At 36.9% G+C, this 21,554-nt stretch carries 23 protein-coding genes; 1 reads left to right on the top strand and 22 read right to left on the bottom strand.

What is annotated here, in order from left to right; all coding sequences use genetic code 11:
- Position 1: 1 nt before the first annotated feature.
- The 15 genes from nuoL to ACL9RH_RS19220 form a co-directional block, all read right to left on the bottom strand.
- Positions 2-1,915: an NADH-quinone oxidoreductase subunit L gene (gene nuoL, locus ACL9RH_RS19290; RefSeq protein WP_422694955.1), complete on the bottom strand. Its 1,914-nt coding sequence runs from the start codon at positions 1,913-1,915 to the stop codon at positions 2-4.
- Between the two features lie 2 nt (positions 1,916-1,917).
- Positions 1,918-2,247, bottom strand: coding sequence for an NADH-quinone oxidoreductase subunit NuoK (nuoK, locus tag ACL9RH_RS19285; RefSeq protein WP_089696983.1), 330 nt, complete (start codon positions 2,245-2,247; stop codon positions 1,918-1,920).
- A 4-nt stretch (positions 2,248-2,251) separates the two neighbouring features.
- On the bottom strand, positions 2,252-2,749 hold the full coding sequence (locus ACL9RH_RS19280; protein WP_422694954.1) for an NADH-quinone oxidoreductase subunit J: 498 nt from the start codon (positions 2,747-2,749) through the stop codon (positions 2,252-2,254).
- Entirely contained in the window at positions 2,749-3,306 is a 558-nt protein-coding gene (locus ACL9RH_RS19275; protein ID WP_236857402.1) for a NuoI/complex I 23 kDa subunit family protein, read from the bottom strand. The genes ACL9RH_RS19280 and ACL9RH_RS19275 overlap by 1 nt, the downstream gene beginning before the upstream one ends.
- Before the next feature lie 152 nt (positions 3,307-3,458).
- Positions 3,459-4,523, bottom strand: a complete 1,065-nt coding sequence (gene nuoH, locus ACL9RH_RS19270) for an NADH-quinone oxidoreductase subunit NuoH (protein ID WP_422694953.1) — start codon at positions 4,521-4,523, stop codon at positions 3,459-3,461.
- A 90-nt stretch (positions 4,524-4,613) separates the two neighbouring features.
- Entirely contained in the window at positions 4,614-5,612 is a 999-nt protein-coding gene (locus ACL9RH_RS19265) for a 2Fe-2S iron-sulfur cluster-binding protein (RefSeq protein WP_422694952.1), read from the bottom strand.
- 41 nt (positions 5,613-5,653) lie between these two features.
- A complete protein-coding gene (locus tag ACL9RH_RS19260) occupies positions 5,654-6,529 on the bottom strand; it encodes a hypothetical protein (protein WP_422694951.1) in 876 nt (291 codons plus the stop codon).
- A gap of 5 nt (positions 6,530-6,534) precedes the next feature.
- Positions 6,535-7,893: an NADH-quinone oxidoreductase subunit NuoF gene (gene nuoF / locus ACL9RH_RS19255; protein WP_105684342.1), complete on the bottom strand. Its 1,359-nt coding sequence runs from the start codon at positions 7,891-7,893 to the stop codon at positions 6,535-6,537.
- 111 nt (positions 7,894-8,004) lie between these two features.
- A complete protein-coding gene (gene nuoE, locus ACL9RH_RS19250) occupies positions 8,005-8,514 on the bottom strand; it encodes an NADH-quinone oxidoreductase subunit NuoE (RefSeq protein ID WP_422694950.1) in 510 nt (169 codons plus the stop codon).
- Between the two features lie 104 nt (positions 8,515-8,618).
- Entirely contained in the window at positions 8,619-9,842 is a 1,224-nt protein-coding gene (locus ACL9RH_RS19245; protein ID WP_422694949.1) for an NADH-quinone oxidoreductase subunit D, read from the bottom strand.
- A 60-nt stretch (positions 9,843-9,902) separates the two neighbouring features.
- A complete protein-coding gene (locus tag ACL9RH_RS19240) occupies positions 9,903-10,397 on the bottom strand; it encodes an NADH-quinone oxidoreductase subunit C (protein ID WP_422694948.1) in 495 nt (164 codons plus the stop codon).
- A 6-nt stretch (positions 10,398-10,403) separates the two neighbouring features.
- A complete protein-coding gene (locus ACL9RH_RS19235) occupies positions 10,404-10,964 on the bottom strand; it encodes an NADH-quinone oxidoreductase subunit B (protein WP_002983540.1) in 561 nt (186 codons plus the stop codon).
- A gap of 101 nt (positions 10,965-11,065) precedes the next feature.
- Positions 11,066-11,437, bottom strand: a complete 372-nt coding sequence (locus tag ACL9RH_RS19230) for an NADH-quinone oxidoreductase subunit A (protein ID WP_034693436.1) — start codon at positions 11,435-11,437, stop codon at positions 11,066-11,068.
- Positions 11,438-11,558: 121 nt separating this feature from the next.
- On the bottom strand, positions 11,559-11,735 hold the full coding sequence (locus ACL9RH_RS19225) for a hypothetical protein (protein WP_422694947.1): 177 nt from the start codon (positions 11,733-11,735) through the stop codon (positions 11,559-11,561).
- 62 nt (positions 11,736-11,797) lie between these two features.
- Positions 11,798-12,931: a GNAT family N-acetyltransferase gene (locus ACL9RH_RS19220; RefSeq protein WP_422694946.1), complete on the bottom strand. Its 1,134-nt coding sequence runs from the start codon at positions 12,929-12,931 to the stop codon at positions 11,798-11,800.
- Positions 12,932-13,036: 105 nt separating this feature from the next.
- On the opposite strand from ACL9RH_RS19220, the gene ACL9RH_RS19215 reads away from it, so the two are divergent.
- Positions 13,037-13,747 (top strand): zinc metallopeptidase, encoded by a 711-nt coding sequence (locus ACL9RH_RS19215; RefSeq protein WP_422694945.1) that lies wholly within the window; start codon positions 13,037-13,039, stop codon positions 13,745-13,747.
- Here ACL9RH_RS19215 and ACL9RH_RS19210 read toward each other — a convergent pair.
- From ACL9RH_RS19210 to ACL9RH_RS19180, 7 genes are all read right to left on the bottom strand, one after another.
- Complete coding sequence (locus ACL9RH_RS19210; RefSeq protein WP_422694944.1) at positions 13,744-14,349, bottom strand: IMPACT family protein; 606 nt, start codon at positions 14,347-14,349, stop codon at positions 13,744-13,746. The genes ACL9RH_RS19215 and ACL9RH_RS19210 overlap by 4 nt on opposite strands.
- A gap of 123 nt (positions 14,350-14,472) precedes the next feature.
- Positions 14,473-14,649, bottom strand: coding sequence for a bacteriocin-like protein (locus ACL9RH_RS19205; RefSeq protein WP_422694943.1), 177 nt, complete (start codon positions 14,647-14,649; stop codon positions 14,473-14,475).
- A 65-nt stretch (positions 14,650-14,714) separates the two neighbouring features.
- Positions 14,715-15,740 carry a bifunctional diaminohydroxyphosphoribosylaminopyrimidine deaminase/5-amino-6-(5-phosphoribosylamino)uracil reductase RibD gene (gene ribD / locus ACL9RH_RS19200; RefSeq protein ID WP_422694942.1) on the bottom strand — a complete coding sequence of 342 codons (1,026 nt, stop codon included), beginning with the start codon at positions 15,738-15,740 and terminating at the stop codon, positions 14,715-14,717.
- 66 nt (positions 15,741-15,806) lie between these two features.
- A complete protein-coding gene (locus ACL9RH_RS19195) occupies positions 15,807-17,609 on the bottom strand; it encodes a DUF349 domain-containing protein (protein ID WP_422694941.1) in 1,803 nt (600 codons plus the stop codon).
- Between the two features lie 74 nt (positions 17,610-17,683).
- Positions 17,684-18,421 carry a shikimate dehydrogenase family protein gene (locus ACL9RH_RS19190; protein WP_422694940.1) on the bottom strand — a complete coding sequence of 246 codons (738 nt, stop codon included), beginning with the start codon at positions 18,419-18,421 and terminating at the stop codon, positions 17,684-17,686.
- Between the two features lie 63 nt (positions 18,422-18,484).
- Positions 18,485-20,266: an endonuclease gene (locus ACL9RH_RS19185; RefSeq protein ID WP_422694939.1), complete on the bottom strand. Its 1,782-nt coding sequence runs from the start codon at positions 20,264-20,266 to the stop codon at positions 18,485-18,487.
- A gap of 80 nt (positions 20,267-20,346) precedes the next feature.
- On the bottom strand, positions 20,347-21,552 hold the full coding sequence (locus ACL9RH_RS19180; RefSeq protein WP_422694938.1) for an ABC transporter permease: 1,206 nt from the start codon (positions 21,550-21,552) through the stop codon (positions 20,347-20,349).
- Positions 21,553-21,554: the final 2 nt, after the last annotated feature.

The following is a 21,554-nucleotide window of genomic DNA, read 5'->3' as shown; positions in this document are numbered from 1 at the left end:
ATTATTGTAATAAAAAGTTAACAATTAATATAATTCCCACAGCTAAAGACATGATAAGAATATACGTCTCTACATTTCCGTTCTGTACACGCTTCATAGCTTTTCCGCTGTCTTCAGCACCATCCCCTACAAAGTTTACAAAACGGTCTAAGATACCCTTATCAAACATCTTTCCTCCGCGTCCTAATCCTTCAACAGTTTTTACAATCAATGCGTTGTAAAGTTCGTCTACATATAATTTTTTAGCAGAAAGCTTTTCCCATCCGGTATAGTTTTCTTCTGCAACCGCCATTTTTTTCTTTTTCACGTAGGTATTTCTTACGATAAACCAAACAGAGAAGAACATTAAGATGGTTGCTGCTAATAAGATCATTTCAGTATTGAAAGGTACTCCTGAAAGAGTAGCTTCCATTTGGCTGAAGCTTTGTTCCGTAAGAACTGGCTTTAACCATTCCATCAGTTTAGCATAGTGCCCGTGACCGATGAAGTGTGGCAAGTTGATTAAACCTCCAAGTACAGAAAGAATAGCCAATACGATCAACGGTAATGTCATATTAGATGGGCTTTCGTGTAAGTGGTGTTTTTGCTCTTCAGTACCTCTGAATTCTCCGTGGAAAGTCAGATAATACAGTCTGAACATATACGTTGCAGTCATTGCCGCTAAAACAAATAAGATTACCCAATAGATTGGATTTTTAGCGAAAGCTGCTACTAAAATTTCGTCTTTAGAGATCATCCCTGAAAGTAAAGGGAAACCTGAGATGGCTAATGTTCCGATAAGGAATGTAGCGTGCGTAAGAGGAATATATTTTTTTAGACCTCCCATGAAACGCATATCCTGCTCGTTGCTCATAGCGTGGATTACAGAACCTGCTCCTAAGAATAATAAAGCTTTGAAGAAAGCGTGTGTCATTACGTGGAACATTGCTGTTGTATAAGCACCAAGACCTAAAGCGATGAACATAAATCCAAGCTGTGAAACGGTAGAGTATGCCAATACTTTTTTGATGTCGTTCTGACGTAATGCATAGAATCCTGCTAAAGCTGCAGTTAAGAATCCTATGAATAAAATTCCACCCTGTACGGTTGGAGCTAAAGTAAATAAGAAGTTGGATCTTACTACCAAATAGATCCCCGCTGTTACCATCGTTGCCGCGTGGATTAACGCTGATACAGGAGTTGGTCCTGCCATCGCATCCGGTAACCATGTATATAAAGGAACCTGAGCAGATTTACCGGTAGCACCGATGAATAAACTCGCTGTGATAAAGATGATCACTGTTCCGTCTAATTCAAATTTTGAAGCATTCTCTGCTACTGAAAGATAATCTACAGCATTGGTTTGAGAAGCAATCATAAAGATACCAATCAATAATGCAAGGTCACCAATTCTGTTCATGATGAAAGCTTTTCTTGCTGCTTTACCATATTCTTCGTTGGTATACCAGAATCCGATCAATAGATAAGAACAAAGACCTACACCTTCCCATCCGATGAACAGGATCAGGTAGTTGCTTCCCATTACTAAAAGTAACATGGAGAAGATGAAAAGATTCAGGTAAGTAAAAAACTTGTAGAATCCTTTGTCATGACTCATATATCCGATAGAGTATAAGTGGATCAGTGAACCGATACCCGTAATGATCATCACCATCATTAATGAAAGCTGATCAATCTGGAATCCAAAATTAATTTGTACTCCATTTACTCTAAACCATTCAAAAGCTTTTACGATTACAGGCTGACTTTCAGAATTGAAATTCATGAAAATACTTACAGCGATACAGAATGATCCGAAAACCATTGCCGTTGCTAAAGAACCTACCAAAATTTTTGGAAGATTTTTCCCGAATAAACCGTTAATAAGAAACCCTAAAAGTGGTAAAAGTACTATTGCATATACTAAATTCTCCATTCTTATCCTCTTAATTTATTAAATATACTCACATCAACAGAACGGGTGTTTCTATATAGCATAGCAATAATTGCCAAACCTACCGCTACTTCAGCAGCAGCTACCACCATAATGAAGAAAACCAAAAGCTGTCCGTCGCCGTTGCCTTTATACGCTGAAAAAGCTGCCAATAAAAGGTTTACAGAATTCAGCATAAGCTCTACACAGCCCAGAATCACAATAGCATTTTTTCTAAGCAATACTCCCATTACTCCCAAACAGAACAATACTGATGAAAGGATGATGAAGTATTCCAAAGGGACGCTTTGTATAAATGTATTTACTTCTCCCATAATTTTATAAATCTTTTTTACCGATTAATACCGCGCCTACAATACCTGCCAAAATTAGGATGGAAGCAAGCTCAAACGGTAAAACATATTCATTAAACAATAGTTTACCCAGATTTTTCGTAAGACCGATACTTCTGTCTACATTTTCAACAACAATATGATTGTCCTGTACACCTCTGAAAACCCCTAGTACTCCTACTAAAAGAAGACCTGCTGTAAAAACTCCAATAAATTTTAAAGTATTGTTCTTCTTACTTTCGTCTCCTTTATTAAGGTTAAGCATCATTAAGATATAAAGGAAAAGTACCATGATAGCACCTGCGTACACTATAATCTGGATAATTGCAAGGAACTGTGCATTCAGAAGGATGTACATTCCGGCAATTGAAAACATCGTAACAATTAATGACAAAATAGCATATAAAGGATTTCTTGCAAATACGAAGTAAACCGCACTTGCCACTGCTAAAAACGCCACCAAGAAAAATAAAAACTGATCCATTATTTTACCGCATTTTTTTGTTTCTCGGATTGTCTTGTGGTGATATCAATCCTTTCATTTATTTTTTCAACTAGTTTATCTTTTCCGTAAATGAAAGAACCTCTGTTTGTTTCCACGTCTACCAATCTGTCGGTAAGATAGATGGCAGATTTAGGACAGGCTTCTTCACACATTCCGCAGAAAATACATCTCAGCATATTGATTTCATATACTGAAGCATACTTTTCTTCTCTGTAAAGACCTTTTTCTTCTTTAGTTCTTTCAGCAGCAGTCATCGTGATGGCTTCTGCAGGACAAGCTACCGCACAAAGTCCACAAGCGGTACATCTTTCTCTGCCTTCTTCGTCTCTTTTCAAAACGTGCTGGCCTCTCCAGATGGTAGCTCTTGGTTTCTGTACTTCCGGATACGAATATACTGCGGGAGCACCCTTTATCACGGTTCTTACAGCATGCTTAAATGTAATCCCCATTCCTGTAAAGATCGCAGGAAGGTAGATTTTTTCAGCAAGGGTCATTTCTTTGTTGGAAACAACTTTTGATCTGTTTGTAAGTTTCATTTAATTATAGATATTAGATGTTAGACACCAGATTTTAGACTAATCTTGTCTGTTATCTTAATTATTTAATATTGGTGATTGAATATGATACGCTAAAGATAAAACTTTGATTTCATTCTCAAATTTTCAAATCAGCACATTTTCAAATTTTCTTAGTTCGCAAATGCTAAAATTACAGCTCCTGTAATCAATAGATTTACTAATGCCATCGGGATCAATGTTTTCCATCCTAAGTGCATTAACTGATCATATCTGAATCTTGGAAGCGTCCATCTGATCCACATGAAGATCAAAATTCCGATTATTGTTTTTGTAAGGAATGCACCAATACTGATGATTCCCGCAATATTTTCACCCCAGTGTTCTGTTGCCCATTCAATACCAGGATAGTTGTACCCTCCAAAGAAAAGAACAACCATAAAAGCATTGGAGATGAACATGTTCACATATTCTCCGAACATATACAATCCTAACTTCATGGAAGAGTATTCTGTAGAATATCCTGTTACCAATTCAGATTCACACTCAGGTAAATCGAACGGGTGTCTGTTGGTTTCTGCCAAAGCAGCCACAAAGAAAACAAGGAAGGCGATCGGCTGGTAGAAAATATTCCAGTTGAAACCGGAACCCCAAGGAATAACGCCCCATAATTTTCCGGTAGTCTGACTTTCAGTAATTTCTTTTAAGTCTAAGCTTCCTGTCATCATAATGATAGAAAGAAGTGCTAATCCCATTGCCAATTCATAAGAAATCATCTGAGAAGAAGCACGGATAGCACCTAGTAATGAATATTTGTTGTTAGAAGCCCAACCTCCGATCATAATTCCGTATACACCAATGGAAGCCATTCCGATGATGAAAAGTACTCCAACGTCAATATTGGCAACCTGAAGATCAAAAGAAGTACCTGCAATATTTAAACTTTTACCCCAAGGAATAACCGCCCCTGTGATTAATGAAATAAACATTACTAATGCTGGTCCCAATACGAAAAGGAATTTTTCAGCATTGGCAGGTGTAAAGTCTTCTTTGAAGAAGAATTTTCCACCATCAGCAAGAGGCTGCAGTAGTCCGAAAGGTCCTGCTCTGTTAGGACCAATTCTGTCCTGCATGATAGAGGCAACTTTTCTTTCTGCCCAAGTAGAGTAGGCTGCAATCGTTAGTGATAGCAGGAAAAGTGCTAATACAAGTATAAGTTTAAATGTAAGTAAATCCATTTTTTATTGTAAAGATTTTTAGATGTGAGATGTCAGAAACGAGATTAAGTCGGATGTCTTGTGTCTGAAATCTAATTGTCTTTATTAAAATTATTTTTCGTCTTTTTCACTGATTTCCTTCGCCATCGGATTGTCTAATACTCTTAGCTCATCTTTAGGTTTTTCGTAGTGGTTCAATGAAATTACAGAGTGTCTGTCGATATGTCTAGGACCTTCTATGTTCCAGTCTGACAATGATTTTCTTTCGAAACGGCAGGTATCGCAGATGAATTCTTCTACTTCACCCCACTGGTCTTTTCTTGCAGTTACTCTTACAATTTCGTCACCTTTCATCCAAACAACAGCTTTTCCTGAACATTTATCACATTTGCAGGTAGCGTTCATTGGTTTTGTAAACCATACTCTGCTTGCAAAACGAGCTGTTCTGTCTGTTAATGCTCCTACCGGACAAACGTCGATAACGTTTCCGATGAAGTCATTGTCTAAAGCTTTATTTAAATAGGTTGAAATTTCTGCGTGATCTCCTCTGAAAAGGATACCGTGTTCTCTTGTTTCTGTAAGCTGATTTGCTGTTAATACGCATCTTGCACAAAGAATACAACGGTTCATGTTCAATTTGATGTTCGGTCCAAGATCATCTGCTTCGTAAGTATTTCTTTCGAATTCTGTTCTTGTACTCTCTACACCATGTTCATAACCTAAGTCCTGAAGATGACATTCTCCTGCCTGGTCACAGATAGGGCAGTCTAGCGGGTGATTTACCAATAAAAATTCGGTAACGGCTTTTCTTCCTTCCTGAGCTTTATCGGAAGTAAGGTTTTTTACTTCCATCCCATCCATTACATTGGTTCTGCAGCTTGCTACCAATTTCGGCATAGGACGTGGATCTGCTTCAGACCCTTTAGAAACTTCTACCAGACAAGTTCTACATCTTCCTCCACTGGTTTCCAATTTGCTGTAGTAGCACATTGCAGGAGGTACAGATTTACCACCGATTTGTCTTGCCGCTTCTAGAATAGAAGTACCAGGCAAAACTTCAGTAGTCTGTCCGTCTATAGTTATTTTGAATTTTTTAACTTCTTCGCTCATATTGTATGCTTTAAGCTTTATGCATTAAGCAATAGGCTTTGTTATTTATATTTTTTCGTATTAAATGTATATCCAATTCCTGCAAGGATCTGTCCGAAAACGAAATCCTGTTGGGCTTTGTCGGGCTTGTTATTCAATGTTGTTTTGATATCCCACATATTGATATAACCTGCTTTTCCTTCTAATCTTACCATAACATGGTCCCAAAGAACTAAGTTAAGACTGGTTCTTAAGTCGGTTCCCATACCTGCTACGTGGAAACGGTCGCTTCTTTCATTTCCAAAAAGCTTTACATTACTTTTCGGGAACATGAATCCAAGACCGGCTCCGTAAGACCATACCAAATCAACATTTTTCTTATTGATAAGGCTTTGATATCTTTCAAGACCTAGGTTTTCATAGTTAAGTCCGTCTGTATGTTCGAAAGTAAGGAACTTCTCATCTGCCAGGTTTACCTGTCCGTTTTGCACCATTCCGGCATATTCCGGATCTGAAATATGACCTTTGAAATTAACCGTTTGGTTTTGATCCATCACATATTTCATATGGTCAATTCCTAAAACTAAAGCTAAATTATCTTTAATAAAATAACCTGCTCTGAAGTTGTACTGAACCACTGTAAACCATCCCGGGTTGATATAAACAATACCAAACTTGGTAGGTCTGTCCTGTGCAGATACGTTATTCAGCTGAAAATCATAGCCATTTCCTGTGAAACGGATATCCGAGTTACTGAATGCTGCTCTGTTCCATCCAAAGAAAACGAACATCTGACCTTTTTTACTTAAAGGTTCTGGCTTTTGTTTTTTGGTAAGAACTTCTGCTTCTGTACTTCTATCTATTAAAGTATCTTTTTCTTTTTTTTGTCCGAAAACAAAACTCGACATCATTAAGCCGACAACCAACAATTTTTTCATGTTACCTATGCATTCTTTTCAACAGCCGGAATAGGATCTGCATAATGTGCCAATCCATAGTTTTGGGTCTGAGATAACTCAGGGTTTTTTACGTGCCACTCAAATTCGTCTCTGAAGTGACGGATTGCTGCTGCAACAGGCCAGGCTGCTGCATCTCCCAATGGACAGATCGTGTTTCCTTCGATTTTTCTCTGGATATCCCAAAGTAGATCGATATCTTCCATTTTTCCTTCTCCTTTTTCGATTTTTTTCAAAATCTTATACATCCATCCTGTACCTTCACGGCAAGGAGTACATTGTCCACAGCTTTCGTGGTTATAGAATCTTGCCAAAGTCATGGTGTGATCTACAATACACTGGTCTTCATCCAAAACGATGAAACCACCTGAACCCATCATGGTTCCAGTAGCAAAACCACCGTCTGCCAATGATTCATAGTTCATATATCTAGGCTCTCCGTTCACTGTTCTTAGCAATAAATTGGCAGGAACAATTGGAACAGAACTTCCTCCAGGAATACAAGCCTTTAATTTTTTTCCGTCTTTAATACCACCACAATATTCATCAGAATAGATGAATTCTTCTACAGTAATGGTCATGTCAATTTCGTATACTCCTGGTTTGTTGATGTTTCCACAAGCTGAAATCAATTTCGTACCTGTAGATCTACCTACTCCAATTTTAGCATACTCAGCACCTGTAATATCAATGATTGGAACAATTGCCGCGATAGATTCAACGTTATTTACTACCGTAGGTCTTTCCCATAGACCTTTTACAGCCGGGAATGGTGGTTTTAGTCTTGGGTTACCTCTTTTTCCTTCAAGGGATTCAAGCAATGCAGTTTCTTCACCGCAGATGTATGCTCCACCCCCTCTCTGTACATAGATTTCACAATCGAAACCAGTTCCTAAAATATTTTTACCTAAAAATCCTGCTGCTTTCGCTTCTTCAATAGCTTCTTCAAGGATATCCGGAATCCATGAATATTCTCCACGGATGTAGATATAAGAAGTATTGGAACCTAAACAGTAAGAAGAAATTAGCATCCCTTCAATCAATAAATGAGGAAGGAACTCCATCAGATATCTGTCCTTGAATGTTCCAGGCTCAGATTCATCCGCATTCACAACAAGGTGTCTTGGAACGCCTTCTGGTTTTGCCAAAAAGCTCCATTTCATTCCTGTTGGGAATCCAGCTCCACCACGACCTCTAAGTCCTGAAGCTTTTACTTCTTCAAGAATTTCGTCAGGAGTCATTTTCAAGGCTTTTTCAGCTGCTGTGTAACCTCCCTGTTTACGGTACGTTTCAAAGTAGCGAATACCTTCTATATGTGCGTCTTTAAGTAAAAGTTTTTTACTCATTGTTTATTATGCTTTTCGCTATAGGCTTTTGGCTTCTAGCTTTTTATAATTATTAAAAAAATTAACGAATTCTAAATCCAAAATGTATAATTCCGGATTCAAAATTTTTTATTAGTCTAAAGCAACCTGTCCTTCTCTACAAAGATCAAGGATTTCGTCTACTTTTTCTATTGTTAAATTTTCATGGAAGAATTTTCCTAGCTGCATCATAGGTGCATATCCACAAGCTCCAAGGCATTCAGCAGGCTTTAGCGTGAACATACCGTCTTCAGTAGTTTCTCCATCTTTAATGTTCAGTTTGGTTCTTATATGATTAAGGATTTTTTCGCTTCCACAAACCATACAAGGTCCGGTTCTGCAAACTTCCAAAACATATTTACCTACCGGCTTCATATTGAACATCGTATAGAAAGTAGCCACTTCGTATACTTCGATCGGTTGGATACTTAAGAGTTCGGCAACGTAATCCATCACAGGAACATCTAACCATCCTCCGAATTCTTTCTGTGCCAAGTGAAGTACAGGAAGAAGGGCAGACTTTTGTCTTCCTTCAGGATATCTTGCGATAATTTTGTGTACCTGTGCTAAACTTTCCGGTTTAAAAGCTATTGTTTCGCTCATTTTTTATCTAAGATTTCAGATGCCAGATTTCAGACATCAGATTTTAAATTTATATGTAAAGCGAAGAGTCTAACATCTGAAATCTGATGTCTGACCTCTTCTTTTTATGCGTCTAATTCTCCCGCAATGATATTCATACTACACATTGTTACAATGGCATCTGAAATTACAGAACCTGTAATCATTTCAGGATATGCCTGATAGTAGATGAAGCATGGTCTTCTGAAGTGAAGTCTGTAAGGGCTTCTTCCTCCGTCACTCACAAGATAGAAACCTAATTCTCCGTTTCCACCTTCTACAGCGTGATACACTTCTCCTTTCGGTACATCTGTTTCTCCCATTACGATTTTGAAATGGTAGATCAACGCTTCCATTTTCTGATATACATCTGCCTTTTCAGGAAGATAGAAATCAGGAACATCTGCGTGGAATGGTCCTTCTGGAAGGTTGTCGTATGCTTGGTTGATAATTTTAAGGGATTCCCAGATTTCCTGTTGACGAACCATGAAACGGTCGTAAGTATCTCCTGAAGTTCCTACAGGAATAATGAAGTCGAAATCTTCGTATGAGGAATAGGGCTGTGCAACTCTTACATCGTAATCTACACCTGCTGCACGTAAGTTTGGACCTGTGAAACCGTAGCTTAATGCTCTTTCTGCTGAGATTGCTCCTGCTCCAATGGTTCTGTCCATGAAAATTCTGTTTCTTTCTAATAGGGTACAGAATTCTTTGAATCTTGGTGGGAAGGTTTTTAAGAAGTCCTTCAATAACTCATGGAATTTTGGGGTGAAATCTCTTTCAAATCCTCCAATTCTTCCCATATTGGTAGTCATTCTGGCTCCGCAGATCTGCTCGTACATGTCATAAATACGTTCTCTTTCGATGAACATATAGGTAAGACCTGTAATAGCTCCTGAGTCCATCCCGGTTACCCCGTTACAGATCAAGTGATCACCGATTCTTGCCAGTTCCATTAGGATAACACGCATATAATCTACACGTTTTGGAACTTTAACTCCGATCAGCTTTTCCACTGTCATGTGCCAACCTAAGTTATTGATGGGTGCAGAACAGTAATTCATACGGTCAGTAAGGGTAGTGATCTGAGAATAGTTTCTTCTTTCAGAAATTTTCTCAAATGCTCTGTGGATGTATCCTACAGTTTGCTCTGCGTGAAGGATTCTTTCTCCGTCCATCGTTAAGATATTCTGGAAAATCCCGTGGGTAGCAGGGTGGGTAGGTCCTAGATTCAGGGTATATAATTGTCCGTCAATCTGTTCCTTACTTTCGTACTGGTTTAGTATATTAGATAATGAGTTATCTTTCATAATTTAAATGCTTTAGGCTATAGGCTATAAGCTTTAAGCTTACTGCTTATTGCATTATTTTTATCTTCCAAACATATTATCGTTCTTGTCGGTTCTTGTCCCGTCTTCAAGGCGATATTCCTTCAACATTGGGTGGTATCCCAGATCTTCCATATTCAGAATCGGTCTCAGATCAGGGTGTCCTTTAAATTTAATCCCATAAAAGTCATACGTTTCTCTTTCCATCCAGTTAGCACCGGCATATAGTTCCACAAGGGAATCTACTTCAATATTTTCTCTGGACATAAAGATTTTCAGACGTAATCTGAAATTGGCCATCATATTATGCAGGTGATATACAACTCCTATTTCTTTTTCTGGAAATTCAGGGTAATGGATTCCACAGATGTCAGTAAGGAAATTAAATTCCAATGATGAATCTTTCAGATAGTGAATGATTTTCTTAATGTCGTCTTTCTTTACTTCAATAGTCAGCATTCCGTAAGGTTCTGAGCTTGAAATAACAGATTCCGGAAATTCTCTTGTGATTGCTTCTAATACAAATTCGTTTGTCATTTCCGTTTAGTTGCTTATGTTGTAAGAATCTAATAACTTCTGGTATTCCGGCATATCTCTTCTTCTGATGCTTTCGCTTTCTGCAAGAGCCTGTACCTGCATTACACCTTCAATGATCTGCTCAGGTCTTGGAGGACATCCCGGAACATATACGTCTACCGGAATAATTTTATCAATTCCCTGAAGTACAGAATAGGTATCAAAAATACCACCACTGGAAGCACAAGCTCCCACAGCTACTACCCATTTCGGCTCAGCCATCTGAGTGTATACTTCCTTAAGGACTGGTCCTAATTTCTTTGATATAGTTCCGCAAACCATCAGCATATCTGCTTGTCTTGGAGAGAAAGAGTTTCTTTCCATTCCAAATCTTGAAGCATCATAAGTAGGGTTCAGGGTAGCCATAAACTCAATACCGCAACAAGAGGTTGCAAATGGTAACGGCCAAAGTGAAAACTTTCTAGCCATCCCGATTACACTGCTCAGTTTTGTTGCGAAAAACCCTTCTCCTTCATATCCTTCGGGAGCAGGTGCATCTGTTCTTATTACTGGTTTTTTATCTGACATTTTTAGTAAATATTTAAAGATCAAAAGAGGTGAATAGGTAAAAAACAGGACTTGCCAGTTTTAAGACGACTTCCCCGGATCTAATCTTTTAATGTTAAAATTTATTTGTCCCAATCTAGTGCACCACGTTTCCAAACATAGAAAAACGCTACGAAGAAGATCGCAACGAATGTAAGCACAGCCAGGAATCCTTCCATACCGAATTCTCTGAAGTTTACCGCATAAGGATAAAAGAATACGATTTCAATATCGAATAGTACGAACAATACCGCCGTCAGGAAATACTTGATAGAAAACGGTGTTCTCGCATTTCCTTCTACAGGAACCCCACATTCCCAGCTTTGGTTTTTTACAGAATTTCCTTTTTTCTGTTGTGGACCTAAGAAATGTGCTCCAAGCAATGAAACAGCGACAAATCCTACTGCTACACCTGCCTGGATAAGGATTGGAATATAACTTTCAGGTAAATTCATTTTTGCATTATTATCTCAATTTGCAAATTTAACGAATAAACAATAAAGCATGAAATTAATCAGGTTAAAAGTCGGCTGAAAATGGTGAAAACCGATAATTTAGAATCAATAAAAATAACAGTTATTTCTTCATTTTCTTAAGAAGAGAATACGCCATAAATGAAATATATCCGAAAAGAATACTGGCTAATGCAATGTTGATTATTGTATTCATTCTGTCATCAGGAGACTGAAAAAAAAGATTATAAACAATAAAGCATGCAATCAGGATGGCGAAGATGATCAGTTGTGGTTTCATAGAGTTGGAAAGTAAGTTGAAGGGGTTAATTGGTAAGTGTAAGTTGTGAACAATGTTGTTCATTACTCACTGCCTATCATCATAGAATATGTTCTTCTTCTTTTATGATTCACCGGATTGTAATCTTGCCACAAAAGCTGGATGCTTTTATTTTCTTCAAGCTCCGGATTGGTTTCAAGATATTTCACTCCTTTTTTCCTGAATATATTCCAAATTTCTTTAAAGATGATGGAGGTAACTCCTCTTCTTTGGTAATCAGGATGAATACCGATTAAATAGAAATTGGCTCTGTCGTTCTTCCTGCCTGCCTGTAAGAAATGCCACCATCCAAACGGAAGCAGTTTTCCGCCCGATTTTTGAAGTGCTTTCGAGTAAGAAGGCATCGTAATCGCAAAAGAGATAAGATCATTATTCTCATCAACGATGCAAACGATGAAATCTTTATCAATAAGTTTGAAATATTTTTCTTTGTATGTTTTACGCTGTTCGTCAGAAATAGGAGTGTAGGTAGAAAGATGTTTATACGTCTCATCCAGAAGATCAAACATAGGATCTACATACTGAATAATTTCTTCTTTTGTTTTAAATCTTAAAACCTTCAGTTTGTATTTCTGGGAAATCAGTTCGTTGAATTTATGAATTTTATCCGGTAATGTTTCAGGGAAAATGATTTCAAATTCTACCCATTCCTTTTCTTTTACCATTCCCAGTCTTTCTAGGTGCTTTGGATAATAGTCATGGTTGTAGATTCCGATCATGGTGGCGAGCTGATCAAATCCCTTAATCAGCATTCCTGCTTTATCGAGATTGGTGAATCCCATAGGACCTTCAATTTTATCAGTGTTTTTCTCTCTGGCGTAATCAACAGCTTTTTGTACCAAAGCCTTTGAAACCTCTTCGTCGTCAATAAAATCTATCCAACCGAAACGTACTTTTTTGATTCCTAATTCTTTTTCTTCCTTATGGTTGATCAATACGGCAATTCTTCCTACAATTTTGTCATTTTTATAAGCTAAATATTGCTTGGCTTCAGAATATTGAAGAGCAGGATTTTCATCAGCATTCCAAATGTTGATTTCATCATTGATAAAAGATGGAACGTAGTACGGGTTATTTTTGTACAGATCCATCGGAAATCTTACGAATTGCTTGAGTTGATCGGCTGTTTTTACTTCAATAATTGAAACTGTTGACATGATTTTCGAGGGTAATTTGAGAACAAATATAAATAATAATATCTTATACTTTGGCACAGTTTTTATATGATTATGGATAAAAATTGAACACAAAATCTATATAAAATGGCGGGTTATTATATCATTATTGGTATTTCAATGCTGGTGAGCTGGTGGGTTTCATCCAGATTGAAATCAAAATTTGAATATTATTCCAACGTACATCTTCGAAACGGACTTTCGGGGAAAGAAGTAGCGGAGAAAATGTTGAGAGATAACGGGATTAATGATGTTCAGGTAATATCAGTTCCCGGACAGTTGACGGACCACTATAATCCGGCAGATAAAACAGTAAACCTCTCGGAAGGGGTTTATATGCAGAGAAATGCAGCAGCAGCGGCAGTTGCAGCTCACGAATGCGGACATGCAGTACAGCACGCAGTGGGATATTCGATGTTGAATTTACGTTCAAAGCTGGTTCCTATTGTTAATATAAGTTCCAATCTGATGCAGTTTGTTCTTATCGCGGGTATCGCGGTAATGGCTGCATCAAGAACTATTGAAAATCCCAACGGGAATACTACAGTTCTGGCAATTGGTGTGGCAATGTTTGCAGTAACAACACTTTTCGCCTTTGTAACATTGCCGGTAGAATATGATGCAAGCAACAGAGCAATGAAATGGCTTAAAGATACAGGAACGGTAACGGCTGAAGAGTTTGTAGGAGTTCAGGATAGTTTAAGATGGGCGGCAAGAACGTATGTGGTAGCAGCCTTAGGATCTTTGGCTCAGCTTCTGTATTGGGGATCTTTGCTTCTTGGAGGAAGAAGAGATTAATCTGAAAATTCAAACGAAACATATTGCATCTCAGAAAGTTTTTCTGAGATGTTTTCTTTTTGAACCAGTTTTAAAGAAGCTGTAAGGATGCAGTTTTCATTGGCATCAAAACTCAGAACTTTAGCGTCAAATTTTGATAACAGGGTGAAAATAATATTTTGCTGGTTGAAGTTGAACTGGATTTCAATTTCCGTTTCCAATTCTTTTGTTATAATGTTGGCTTCTTCCAGCGTAATTTTTGCAGATTCTTTGTAAGCTTTTACCAGTCCGGAAACACCAAGTTTTGTTCCTCCGTAATACCGTACCGAAATTACCAGTACATTGGTAATTTCATTGGCGAGTAATTGATTGTAGATTGGAAGTCCGGCACTCCCCGAAGGTTCACCATCATCATTGGCCCGATAATTTTCTCCGTTCAGTCCCATTCTGAAAGCGTAGCAGTGGTGGGTTGCTTTTGGATGCTCTTCTCTCACTTTTTCCAGAGCATTTTTCAGTTCGGTTTCATTGTTTACCGGATAGGCAAATCCCAGGAATTTACTTCCTTTTTCTTTTAAAAGTGTATTTTCTATCGGTTTTTCTATGGTTTTGTATTCGAACGTCATCTGTATTCCGGCTTTATTTATGCAAAAGTATTAAATGCTTTGCTAATCTGCATTATGATTATAAAGTAAGCCGTCAAAATTTGACGGCTTACGGTATTTGATTTTTATGATCAACTGTAAATCTTACGATCCGCAAAAATCCAGAGGAAGTAAGCAAATATAATTGGTAGGTCCACAGAAATCCTGAGGACATTTATCTCTACATCTTGTTACTTCTCCAGTTGGCAGTGTACAATTGACAAAAGCGCCTCCCTGAATCGTTCTTAAACCGGATCTTGATACTTTTTTCAAATTTTTCATAGTAATTTTATTTTTGATGACTCTAAAAGAAAACTATTATTTCATTTAACGGTGATAAAATGCTTTTATTTTAATTCAAAATAATAAACTGAATTATCTCTATAGATTTCTGTTTTCGTAGCTGTATGGTCAAATTTAGGGGCTTTTGTGCCATTTGCTAATAATAGATTTTTGTTCTTAATAACAATGGCCTCATCCCATAGTCTGGCATCAATGAATTTTTGTAAAGTGAAACTTCCCCCTTCAATAATGACGGATTGGATTTGTTCTTTGTATAAAGCTTCCGTGAGCTCAGGAAGAAAATTCTCTTTGTTGATTTTAATAAACTGAATATTGTCCTCTGTTCCTTCTTTAACGGAATTTAAAACCAAGGTCTTTGCTTCTTTATTATAGATATTGAAGTTGCCGGGAACTTTCAAATCAAAGTCAATTAAAATTCTGACAGGATTTGTTCCTTCCACATTCCTAACCGTTAAACTCGGATTGTCATTGAATGCAGTATGAGTTCCTACTAAAATTGCATGTTCATCTGCCCTTAACTGATGAACAAATTGATTGACCAAAGTATTGGAAATTGCAGTGGGTTTGAAATCTTTGTCTAAAAATCCGTCACCAGATTCCGCCCATTTTAAGATGATATAAGGTCTTTTCTTTTCGTGATAGGTGAAAAATCGTTTATTAAGTTCAATGCATTCTTTTTCAAGAATTCCTGATATTGCTTCAATACCTGCATCCTGAATGATCTTTTTTCCCTTTCCGTTTACTTTATCGTGGGAATCCATAGCGCCTATTACCACTTTTTTGAATCCCAATTCTTTTATCTTTAAAGCACATGGAGGTGTTTTTCCATAGTGAGCGCAAGGTTCCAATGAAACATAAATGGTAGATTCAGGAATCAAATCTTTGTTTTCAACGGAATTGATCGCATTAATTTCTGCATGGTTTTCTCCTGCTTTATGATGATATCCTTCACCAATGATTTCCCCATTATGTACAATTACACTTCCTACAAGTGGATTAGGATATGTGTTGCCCAATGCTTTTTGAGCCAGTTCAATACATCTTTTGATATATAATTCGTCGTTGTTCATATATTTTGTAAAAAGAAAAAGCGAAGACAAATTGCTTTGCTCCGCCTTTATTTATTTTGTTAAGATTTATTCTCCTGCAATAATGCTGTGGAGATTTTGCTTTAAAGTTTCCAGATGAGCTTTCTTTTCATCAATTGTGTTGTAAGTGTCTCTTAACAGAGGGTTTTCTCTGGATGGTTTGTTGAAGAAAGAAAGGTTGTTTTCCAGTTTTACGATTTCTGCTTCAAGATCTGAGATCTGATTTTTAATCTTTCTTGCTTTATCCGTAAGTTGGTTTTCGGATAGGCCTTCTTCTTTAAGCTCCAGCTCATTGATCTTATTGATCTTCAATTTCTCTCTTAAAGTCTTATTAAACTCTGTATTGATAGAAATTTTATCTCTCGGAACTTTACCAATATTGTTCCATGATGTTTTGATCTGCTCAATTTTCTCAATGCTTCCTTCTTCGTTGGAAACCATTTTGAGTTCATCAAGAAGAGCCTTTTTGTTTTTATAGTTTTCTTTCCAGTTATCGGTAGAAGTGTTGCTTTTTTCTCTGTAATTGTTGAAGAAAGCATTACACGCATCACGGAATTCATCCCATATTTTGTTGGTCATGCTTTTGGGAACGTGGCCAATTTTTTTCCAGTCTTCCTGAAGTTTTTTGAATAACGGAACCGAGATGTCCCATTCTTCATTATTTTTATTGTCCTGAGCCGTTTGGATAAGCTTCAGTTTTTCTTCCAGATTCGCTTGTTGAGAACCTTTTAGAGATTTGTAATAATTATTTTTTGTAGTGTTGAATCCTCTGAGTGTCGTTTTGAAATCATTCCAGTTTTGGTTGGATAGTTTTCTTGGTACACTTCCGGTTTTTAAAAATTCAGAACGAAGATCTTCCACTCTTTTAATAGCATTTTGCCAGTAGTTGTGGTTAGGCGTTTCAGATGGTTCCGAAAGTTTTTTGATTTCAGCAATAATCTGATTTTTCTTTTCAAGATTTACATTCTGTTCTTTTTCAATGGATGCTGAAAGTTCAGATTTTCTTTCATGAATTTTGTTGGAAATTTCTTTGAACTCTTCCCATGTTTTTTCACGGAATTCTTCTGCTACAGGTTCAGCTTCTTCTTTCCAAAGTTTGTGAAGATACTGAAGCTCGTTTAACGCTTTTTGAATGACAGGTTCATTTTCCAGTTCCTGAGCACGAGCAATAATATGCTGTCTCTTTTCCAGATTGTGGCTGTATTCCTGCTCCAAAAATTCTTTATTCAGATCCAACATCTGATAAAACTGATTCAAATGGTGGAAATAATTATTGTTAAGAATTTTAAATTCAGATTTTGCCACCTGACCGGCTTTTGACCATTCTTCTTTAATTTCACGAATCGATTTGAAAAGATTGATTCCCGGTTCTGAACTAGTGTAAAGATTTTTAAGTCTTTCTATGATGCTTTGACGGTGTTCCAGATTTTTTTTCTGTTCTTCTTCCTGTCCTTTTTGGAAGTCATCATGCTTTTCTCTGAAAATATTAACCAAAGCTGAATATTTGGCTTGTGAAGGATGCTCGTAGCTGAAATTTTCAGCAGCATTTCCCGCTTCTACATATTCATGCTTTTTATCTTCCACTTCATCATGGATGTAATGACTTGCTTTCTCCTTCAGCTGGTTGAATCTTTTAAAATTCTCTCCTGCATTGGGAGTGTTGATTATTTTTTCCATTTCCTTTAACGCATCAGCCAGGGAAATTTCAACCTCCTCATGCTCTTCCAGATGCTCTGTGTCATCTTCATGCGGGACTGCATCATGAGAAACGGTGTTTTTTGATGTTTCCTGAGATACTTCGTTAGGAATTTTATTTTCTTCGTTTTCAGAAAGATTGTTTTCTGTAGTCATAGCAAATCTTTTATGTGAGTGGCGTTAATATCCTTTCTATATAGCTGTAAGGCCAATTAAAGTACTAATTTATGTTATTTTTTTTGAAAATTCCAAATTTCCCAAGCTTTTTCTGCTTGCTGTTCAAGCATATAATAACCATTGACAGTTTTGGCTCCTTTTTCAGAAGCATTGATGATGAACTGTGTGTAATTCGGGTTGTAAATCAAATCTATGACCAAATGTTCCGGAGATAAAGCATCAAAGGGGAAATTCAGACATTCTTTTACATTTGGGAAAGTACCTACCGGAGTACATTGAATAATGATCTTGTGTTCTTTTACGATTTCTTCGGTAAGAGTATCAAAATTGACCTCCGTATTTCTGGAAATTGTTTGGGAAGAGATGTTATGTTTATCCAAGATATATTTTACCGCTTTTGCAGCGCCTCCATTTCCTAGAATCAGAGCTTTATCCTGTGATGGTTTTTTATGTAAAAAGAGCGTTTTTTCAAAACCAAAGGCATCGGTGTTATATCCTGTTTTTTTTCCTTCATGGATGAGTACGCAGTTTACAGCACCTATTTTTTCGGCTTCATCACTCAATTCGTCAAGATAATCAATGATTTTTTCTTTATAAGGAATGGTTACATTGAATCCTAAAAGTTCGGGTGAAGAAAAAAGGTTTTCTACTTCATCAATTTCGCTCAAATCAAAAATATCGTATGAGAAATCCTTCAGCATTAGCTTTTGGAATTTGTTTTCGAAGAATTTTTTAGAAAAAGAGTAGGAAATATTTCGTCCTATTAATCCTAATTTTTTATTGGAATCCATATGATCAAAAATAAAAAAAAGACCGGAGAAATCCGGCCTTTGATTTAAATTATTTTTTAATAATTAATCTATGATAAATTTAGTAGAGAAATTATCTGTTTTAAGAATGTAAGTTCCTTTTACTAAACCTTTAAGGTTGATTTTGTTTGAATTTTTGAAAGGGTTAGCAATCGTTTCAATCAATTTTCCTGAAAGATCATAGATATCTGCTTTTGAAATTTTATCAAGCTTTTCTCCTTTTACAAAAAGTTCGTTGTTTTTTACCGGGTTAGGGTAGATGGTGAATTCAGATTTGTCTTTTTTCACTTCAGATGTAGCTAATGTGGCACAAGTCCAGCTAAGATCATCCATTGCCACTCTGTCAGTATTTGGATTTACGATCTTAATAACTGCATCTCCACTTACACCCACGTTGATAGTTGTGGTTGTTACTGTAGCACTGTAAGGGATCGTTCCTACCTGAACATCATTTACAAATACATTTAAGTTACCATTGTTACCGCTAAATTTAAGCTGGGTTGTTAAGGTTAAAGTTTGAACACCTCCACCAATCAGTGAACTTGTTAAAACACCTTTTTGAGTACATGCAGCTTTACCGTTAATTGTTTGGTCTGTTCTTGTTAAAGTTGAAGTCCAGGTTATATTATTGTTGGTCCATGTTCTTGTAGCATACGAAGTATTCTGAAATGAACCATCTAACATGGTGCTGAAATCTTCAGTACCACAGCTTCCACCTCCTGCGGGTCCGTCAAGAGTTGTCGCTGTTGCCGTAGCACTTTGTGGAGAAGAGTTTCCGTATGCATCTTTAGCAATAACATAGAATGTATATTGTGTAAGCGGAGATAGTCCCGTTACTATAATGGAAGTTCCGCTGACAGTTGCTTTTAAGACTCCATTTGCATAAACGTCGTAAGCTGCAACTCCTGTGTTGTCTGTTGATGCAGTCCAAGCCAATGAAACAGAACTTGATGTAGGATTATTTGCAATTAAATTAGTAGGAATTGTAGGAGCTTCTGTATCAACAACTGGAGTCCCCCAGATTTGAACAGCATATTCAGGGTGATCGATAAATGGATTTCTGTTTCCCTGTACAGTGTAGCTTGCATTGTTTCTAAGAATTTCAGAAGGTGATACAGGATCTTGTAAATGCCAAGCTAATAACTGATCTTTTTCCCAAGCTTGTAAACCAGGGAATGTTGTATTTCCAAGCATATTACCAGATTGGAATGTTGAAAGTTTATCTTCATATCGTGTTACAAAGTAAAAAATCATTCTGGCTATGTCTCCTTTGAATTCGTCAATCGGTTCAAATACTGTAGAGGTGTATCCTGCTGAAACGCTTGCTCCTAATTTAGAACCATTTGAGGAAGTATATGTTGCTGTACCTACTTTTCCAAAAGGAAAAGATCCTCTCATACCATTTACTTTACTGTCTGTAGGTCTTATAAAATGTACATCCGAATACATAGGGTTTTGTGAACCAAATAAACTTTGAGGGACAATGTGTTCTCTATTGTAACATGTTCCTTCAGGACCGTTTTGTCCACATTGGTTGGTTCCCATGTTGAAAGTATAAAAATCTGGCCCGTTAGGAACTTCAGTATAAATATCCAAAACAGTATTGTCTCCCTCGTAATAGACGTCTCTATCAGTTGTGTAATAAGCATTCCAAAGGGCTCCATAACCAATGGCTGATGAATTAGGCAAATAAATTATTTGGCTTAATTTGGTCTTCAGTGCGGGGCCCGTTAAACCTGCAGCACCATCGTAATAACCTGCCGGAATTTGAGCAAATGCATTAATAAATGCAAAACCTAATAGAAAAGTTGATAAAATTCGTTTCATTTTTTTAAAATTGGGGCTCAAAGGTACAAAAAAATGAAAGCGTAAAGGATTATTTTCGCAAAATGTGCTGTCTTAATATATTAATTTTTAGTAATATACTCTTTGCTTATTTTTGAAAAGAACCATGAAATAGTGATTCCGAATAGGGCAGCGGTAAGTGCTACGATGAAATAATTTTTACCTACAATTTTCACGGGAAAAGGAAGTACTTCATTGGCTCTAAAGAACTCTGTGTACAATTGGAAATAGCAAAGTGCTGTCCCAAAGAGTAATCCGGTGATAATCCCAGAGATTACAATGAGCAATCCGGTATAGAAATAGGTCATTCTTAAATGGCTTAAAGGAAATCCTAGCGAGATAAGAGATTTGGCCTGTTCTTTTTTATCGAGCTGTAAAATAATGATCGCTCCTGCAAGATTAAAAGTTGTAATGAAAATTACCAAGGCAAAAATCAGATAAATGAAAAGCTTTTCTGTGTTGATCATTTTCCAAAAAGCAGCATTTTCTTCTTCTTTGGTTTTTATTTCGATGTTTTTTCCAAGAGAAGAAAGTAGAGATTGTTTTACACTATCAGCGTTCTCCGGATTTTTTAATTTGATAACAATTTGATAGGCAGACTTCTTAGGTAATCCCAATAACTCTTCTGTTAATTCAATTGGAGAAATGATGTAGTTATCCAACTGATCTTTGCCGGGGAATACCCCTGCTACCAGAATATCTTTTTTATTATAAATATCTTCCTCCTTATTAATAATCCCGGTACCTGGTTTAGGCATAAAGACTGTTGCATAGTGATTGGAAGAATCTACGGGAATAGAAAGTCTGTTATCTAGACTGTTTTCCATTAACACTTCATTAGAATATCTGAAGCTAGGATAGGTTCCATAAAATACATCTTTATTGATAGGGTTTACCTTGATATAAGCAGAGTCAACGCCTCTTAAATAGGCAATATCTCCTTTTCCATTGAAACTGATATATACTTTTTCTTCAATAACACGGGAGTAACTTCTGATGTCTTTATTGTTCCCTAAAACTTTATTAACGGCGTCAAGGTTTTTAATTGTTTTCCCTGAAGTACTTTTTAAAGTCAAATCGGCATGAAGGTTAGAAATAAGGTCTTTATTAAGATCCTCAAGCCCTGAAAAAACAGAGATAATAACGAACATTGCAGCCACAGCAACCGTCATGGCACCTACCGCCAGCCACGTAATAAACGTAACGGCAGTACTGCCTTTCTTAGCCAAAAGGTACCTGGATGCTATGTAAAATGCAATATTCTTCAAGA

Source organism: Chryseobacterium sp. Mn2064, assembly GCF_049319685.1.
In the GTDB taxonomy this organism is placed as follows: Bacteria; Bacteroidota; Bacteroidia; order Flavobacteriales; family Weeksellaceae; genus Chryseobacterium.
This window is presented reverse-complemented; position numbering and strand designations above follow the sequence as displayed.

Bases quoted from the DNA above. Each gene is read 5' to 3' on its own strand.
- nuoL (WP_422694955.1), bottom strand. From the start codon at position 1,915: ATGGAGAATTTAGTATATGCAATAGTACTTTTACCACTTTTAGGGTTT.
- nuoK (WP_089696983.1), bottom strand. From the start codon at position 2,247: ATGGGAGAAGTAAATACATTTATACAAAGCGTCCCTTTGGAATACTTC.
- ACL9RH_RS19280 (WP_422694954.1), bottom strand. From the start codon at position 2,749: ATGGATCAGTTTTTATTTTTCTTGGTGGCGTTTTTAGCAGTGGCAAGT.
- ACL9RH_RS19275 (WP_236857402.1), bottom strand. From the start codon at position 3,306: ATGAAACTTACAAACAGATCAAAAGTTGTTTCCAACAAAGAAATGACC.
- nuoH (WP_422694953.1), bottom strand. From the start codon at position 4,523: ATGGATTTACTTACATTTAAACTTATACTTGTATTAGCACTTTTCCTG.
- ACL9RH_RS19265 (WP_422694952.1), bottom strand. From the start codon at position 5,612: ATGAGCGAAGAAGTTAAAAAATTCAAAATAACTATAGACGGACAGACT.
- ACL9RH_RS19260 (WP_422694951.1), bottom strand. From the start codon at position 6,529: ATGAAAAAATTGTTGGTTGTCGGCTTAATGATGTCGAGTTTTGTTTTC.
- nuoF (WP_105684342.1), bottom strand. From the start codon at position 7,893: ATGAGTAAAAAACTTTTACTTAAAGACGCACATATAGAAGGTATTCGC.
- nuoE (WP_422694950.1), bottom strand. From the start codon at position 8,514: ATGAGCGAAACAATAGCTTTTAAACCGGAAAGTTTAGCACAGGTACAC.
- ACL9RH_RS19245 (WP_422694949.1), bottom strand. From the start codon at position 9,842: ATGAAAGATAACTCATTATCTAATATACTAAACCAGTACGAAAGTAAG.
- ACL9RH_RS19240 (WP_422694948.1), bottom strand. From the start codon at position 10,397: ATGACAAACGAATTTGTATTAGAAGCAATCACAAGAGAATTTCCGGAA.
- ACL9RH_RS19235 (WP_002983540.1), bottom strand. From the start codon at position 10,964: ATGTCAGATAAAAAACCAGTAATAAGAACAGATGCACCTGCTCCCGAA.
- ACL9RH_RS19230 (WP_034693436.1), bottom strand. From the start codon at position 11,437: ATGAATTTACCTGAAAGTTATATTCCAATCCTTATCCAGGCAGGTGTA.
- ACL9RH_RS19225 (WP_422694947.1), bottom strand. From the start codon at position 11,735: ATGAAACCACAACTGATCATCTTCGCCATCCTGATTGCATGCTTTATT.
- ACL9RH_RS19220 (WP_422694946.1), bottom strand. From the start codon at position 12,931: ATGTCAACAGTTTCAATTATTGAAGTAAAAACAGCCGATCAACTCAAG.
- ACL9RH_RS19215 (WP_422694945.1), top strand. From the start codon at position 13,037: ATGGCGGGTTATTATATCATTATTGGTATTTCAATGCTGGTGAGCTGG.
- ACL9RH_RS19210 (WP_422694944.1), bottom strand. From the start codon at position 14,349: ATGACGTTCGAATACAAAACCATAGAAAAACCGATAGAAAATACACTT.
- ACL9RH_RS19205 (WP_422694943.1), bottom strand. From the start codon at position 14,649: ATGAAAAATTTGAAAAAAGTATCAAGATCCGGTTTAAGAACGATTCAG.
- ribD (WP_422694942.1), bottom strand. From the start codon at position 15,740: ATGAACAACGACGAATTATATATCAAAAGATGTATTGAACTGGCTCAA.
- ACL9RH_RS19195 (WP_422694941.1), bottom strand. From the start codon at position 17,609: ATGACTACAGAAAACAATCTTTCTGAAAACGAAGAAAATAAAATTCCT.
- ACL9RH_RS19190 (WP_422694940.1), bottom strand. From the start codon at position 18,421: ATGGATTCCAATAAAAAATTAGGATTAATAGGACGAAATATTTCCTAC.
- ACL9RH_RS19185 (WP_422694939.1), bottom strand. From the start codon at position 20,266: ATGAAACGAATTTTATCAACTTTTCTATTAGGTTTTGCATTTATTAAT.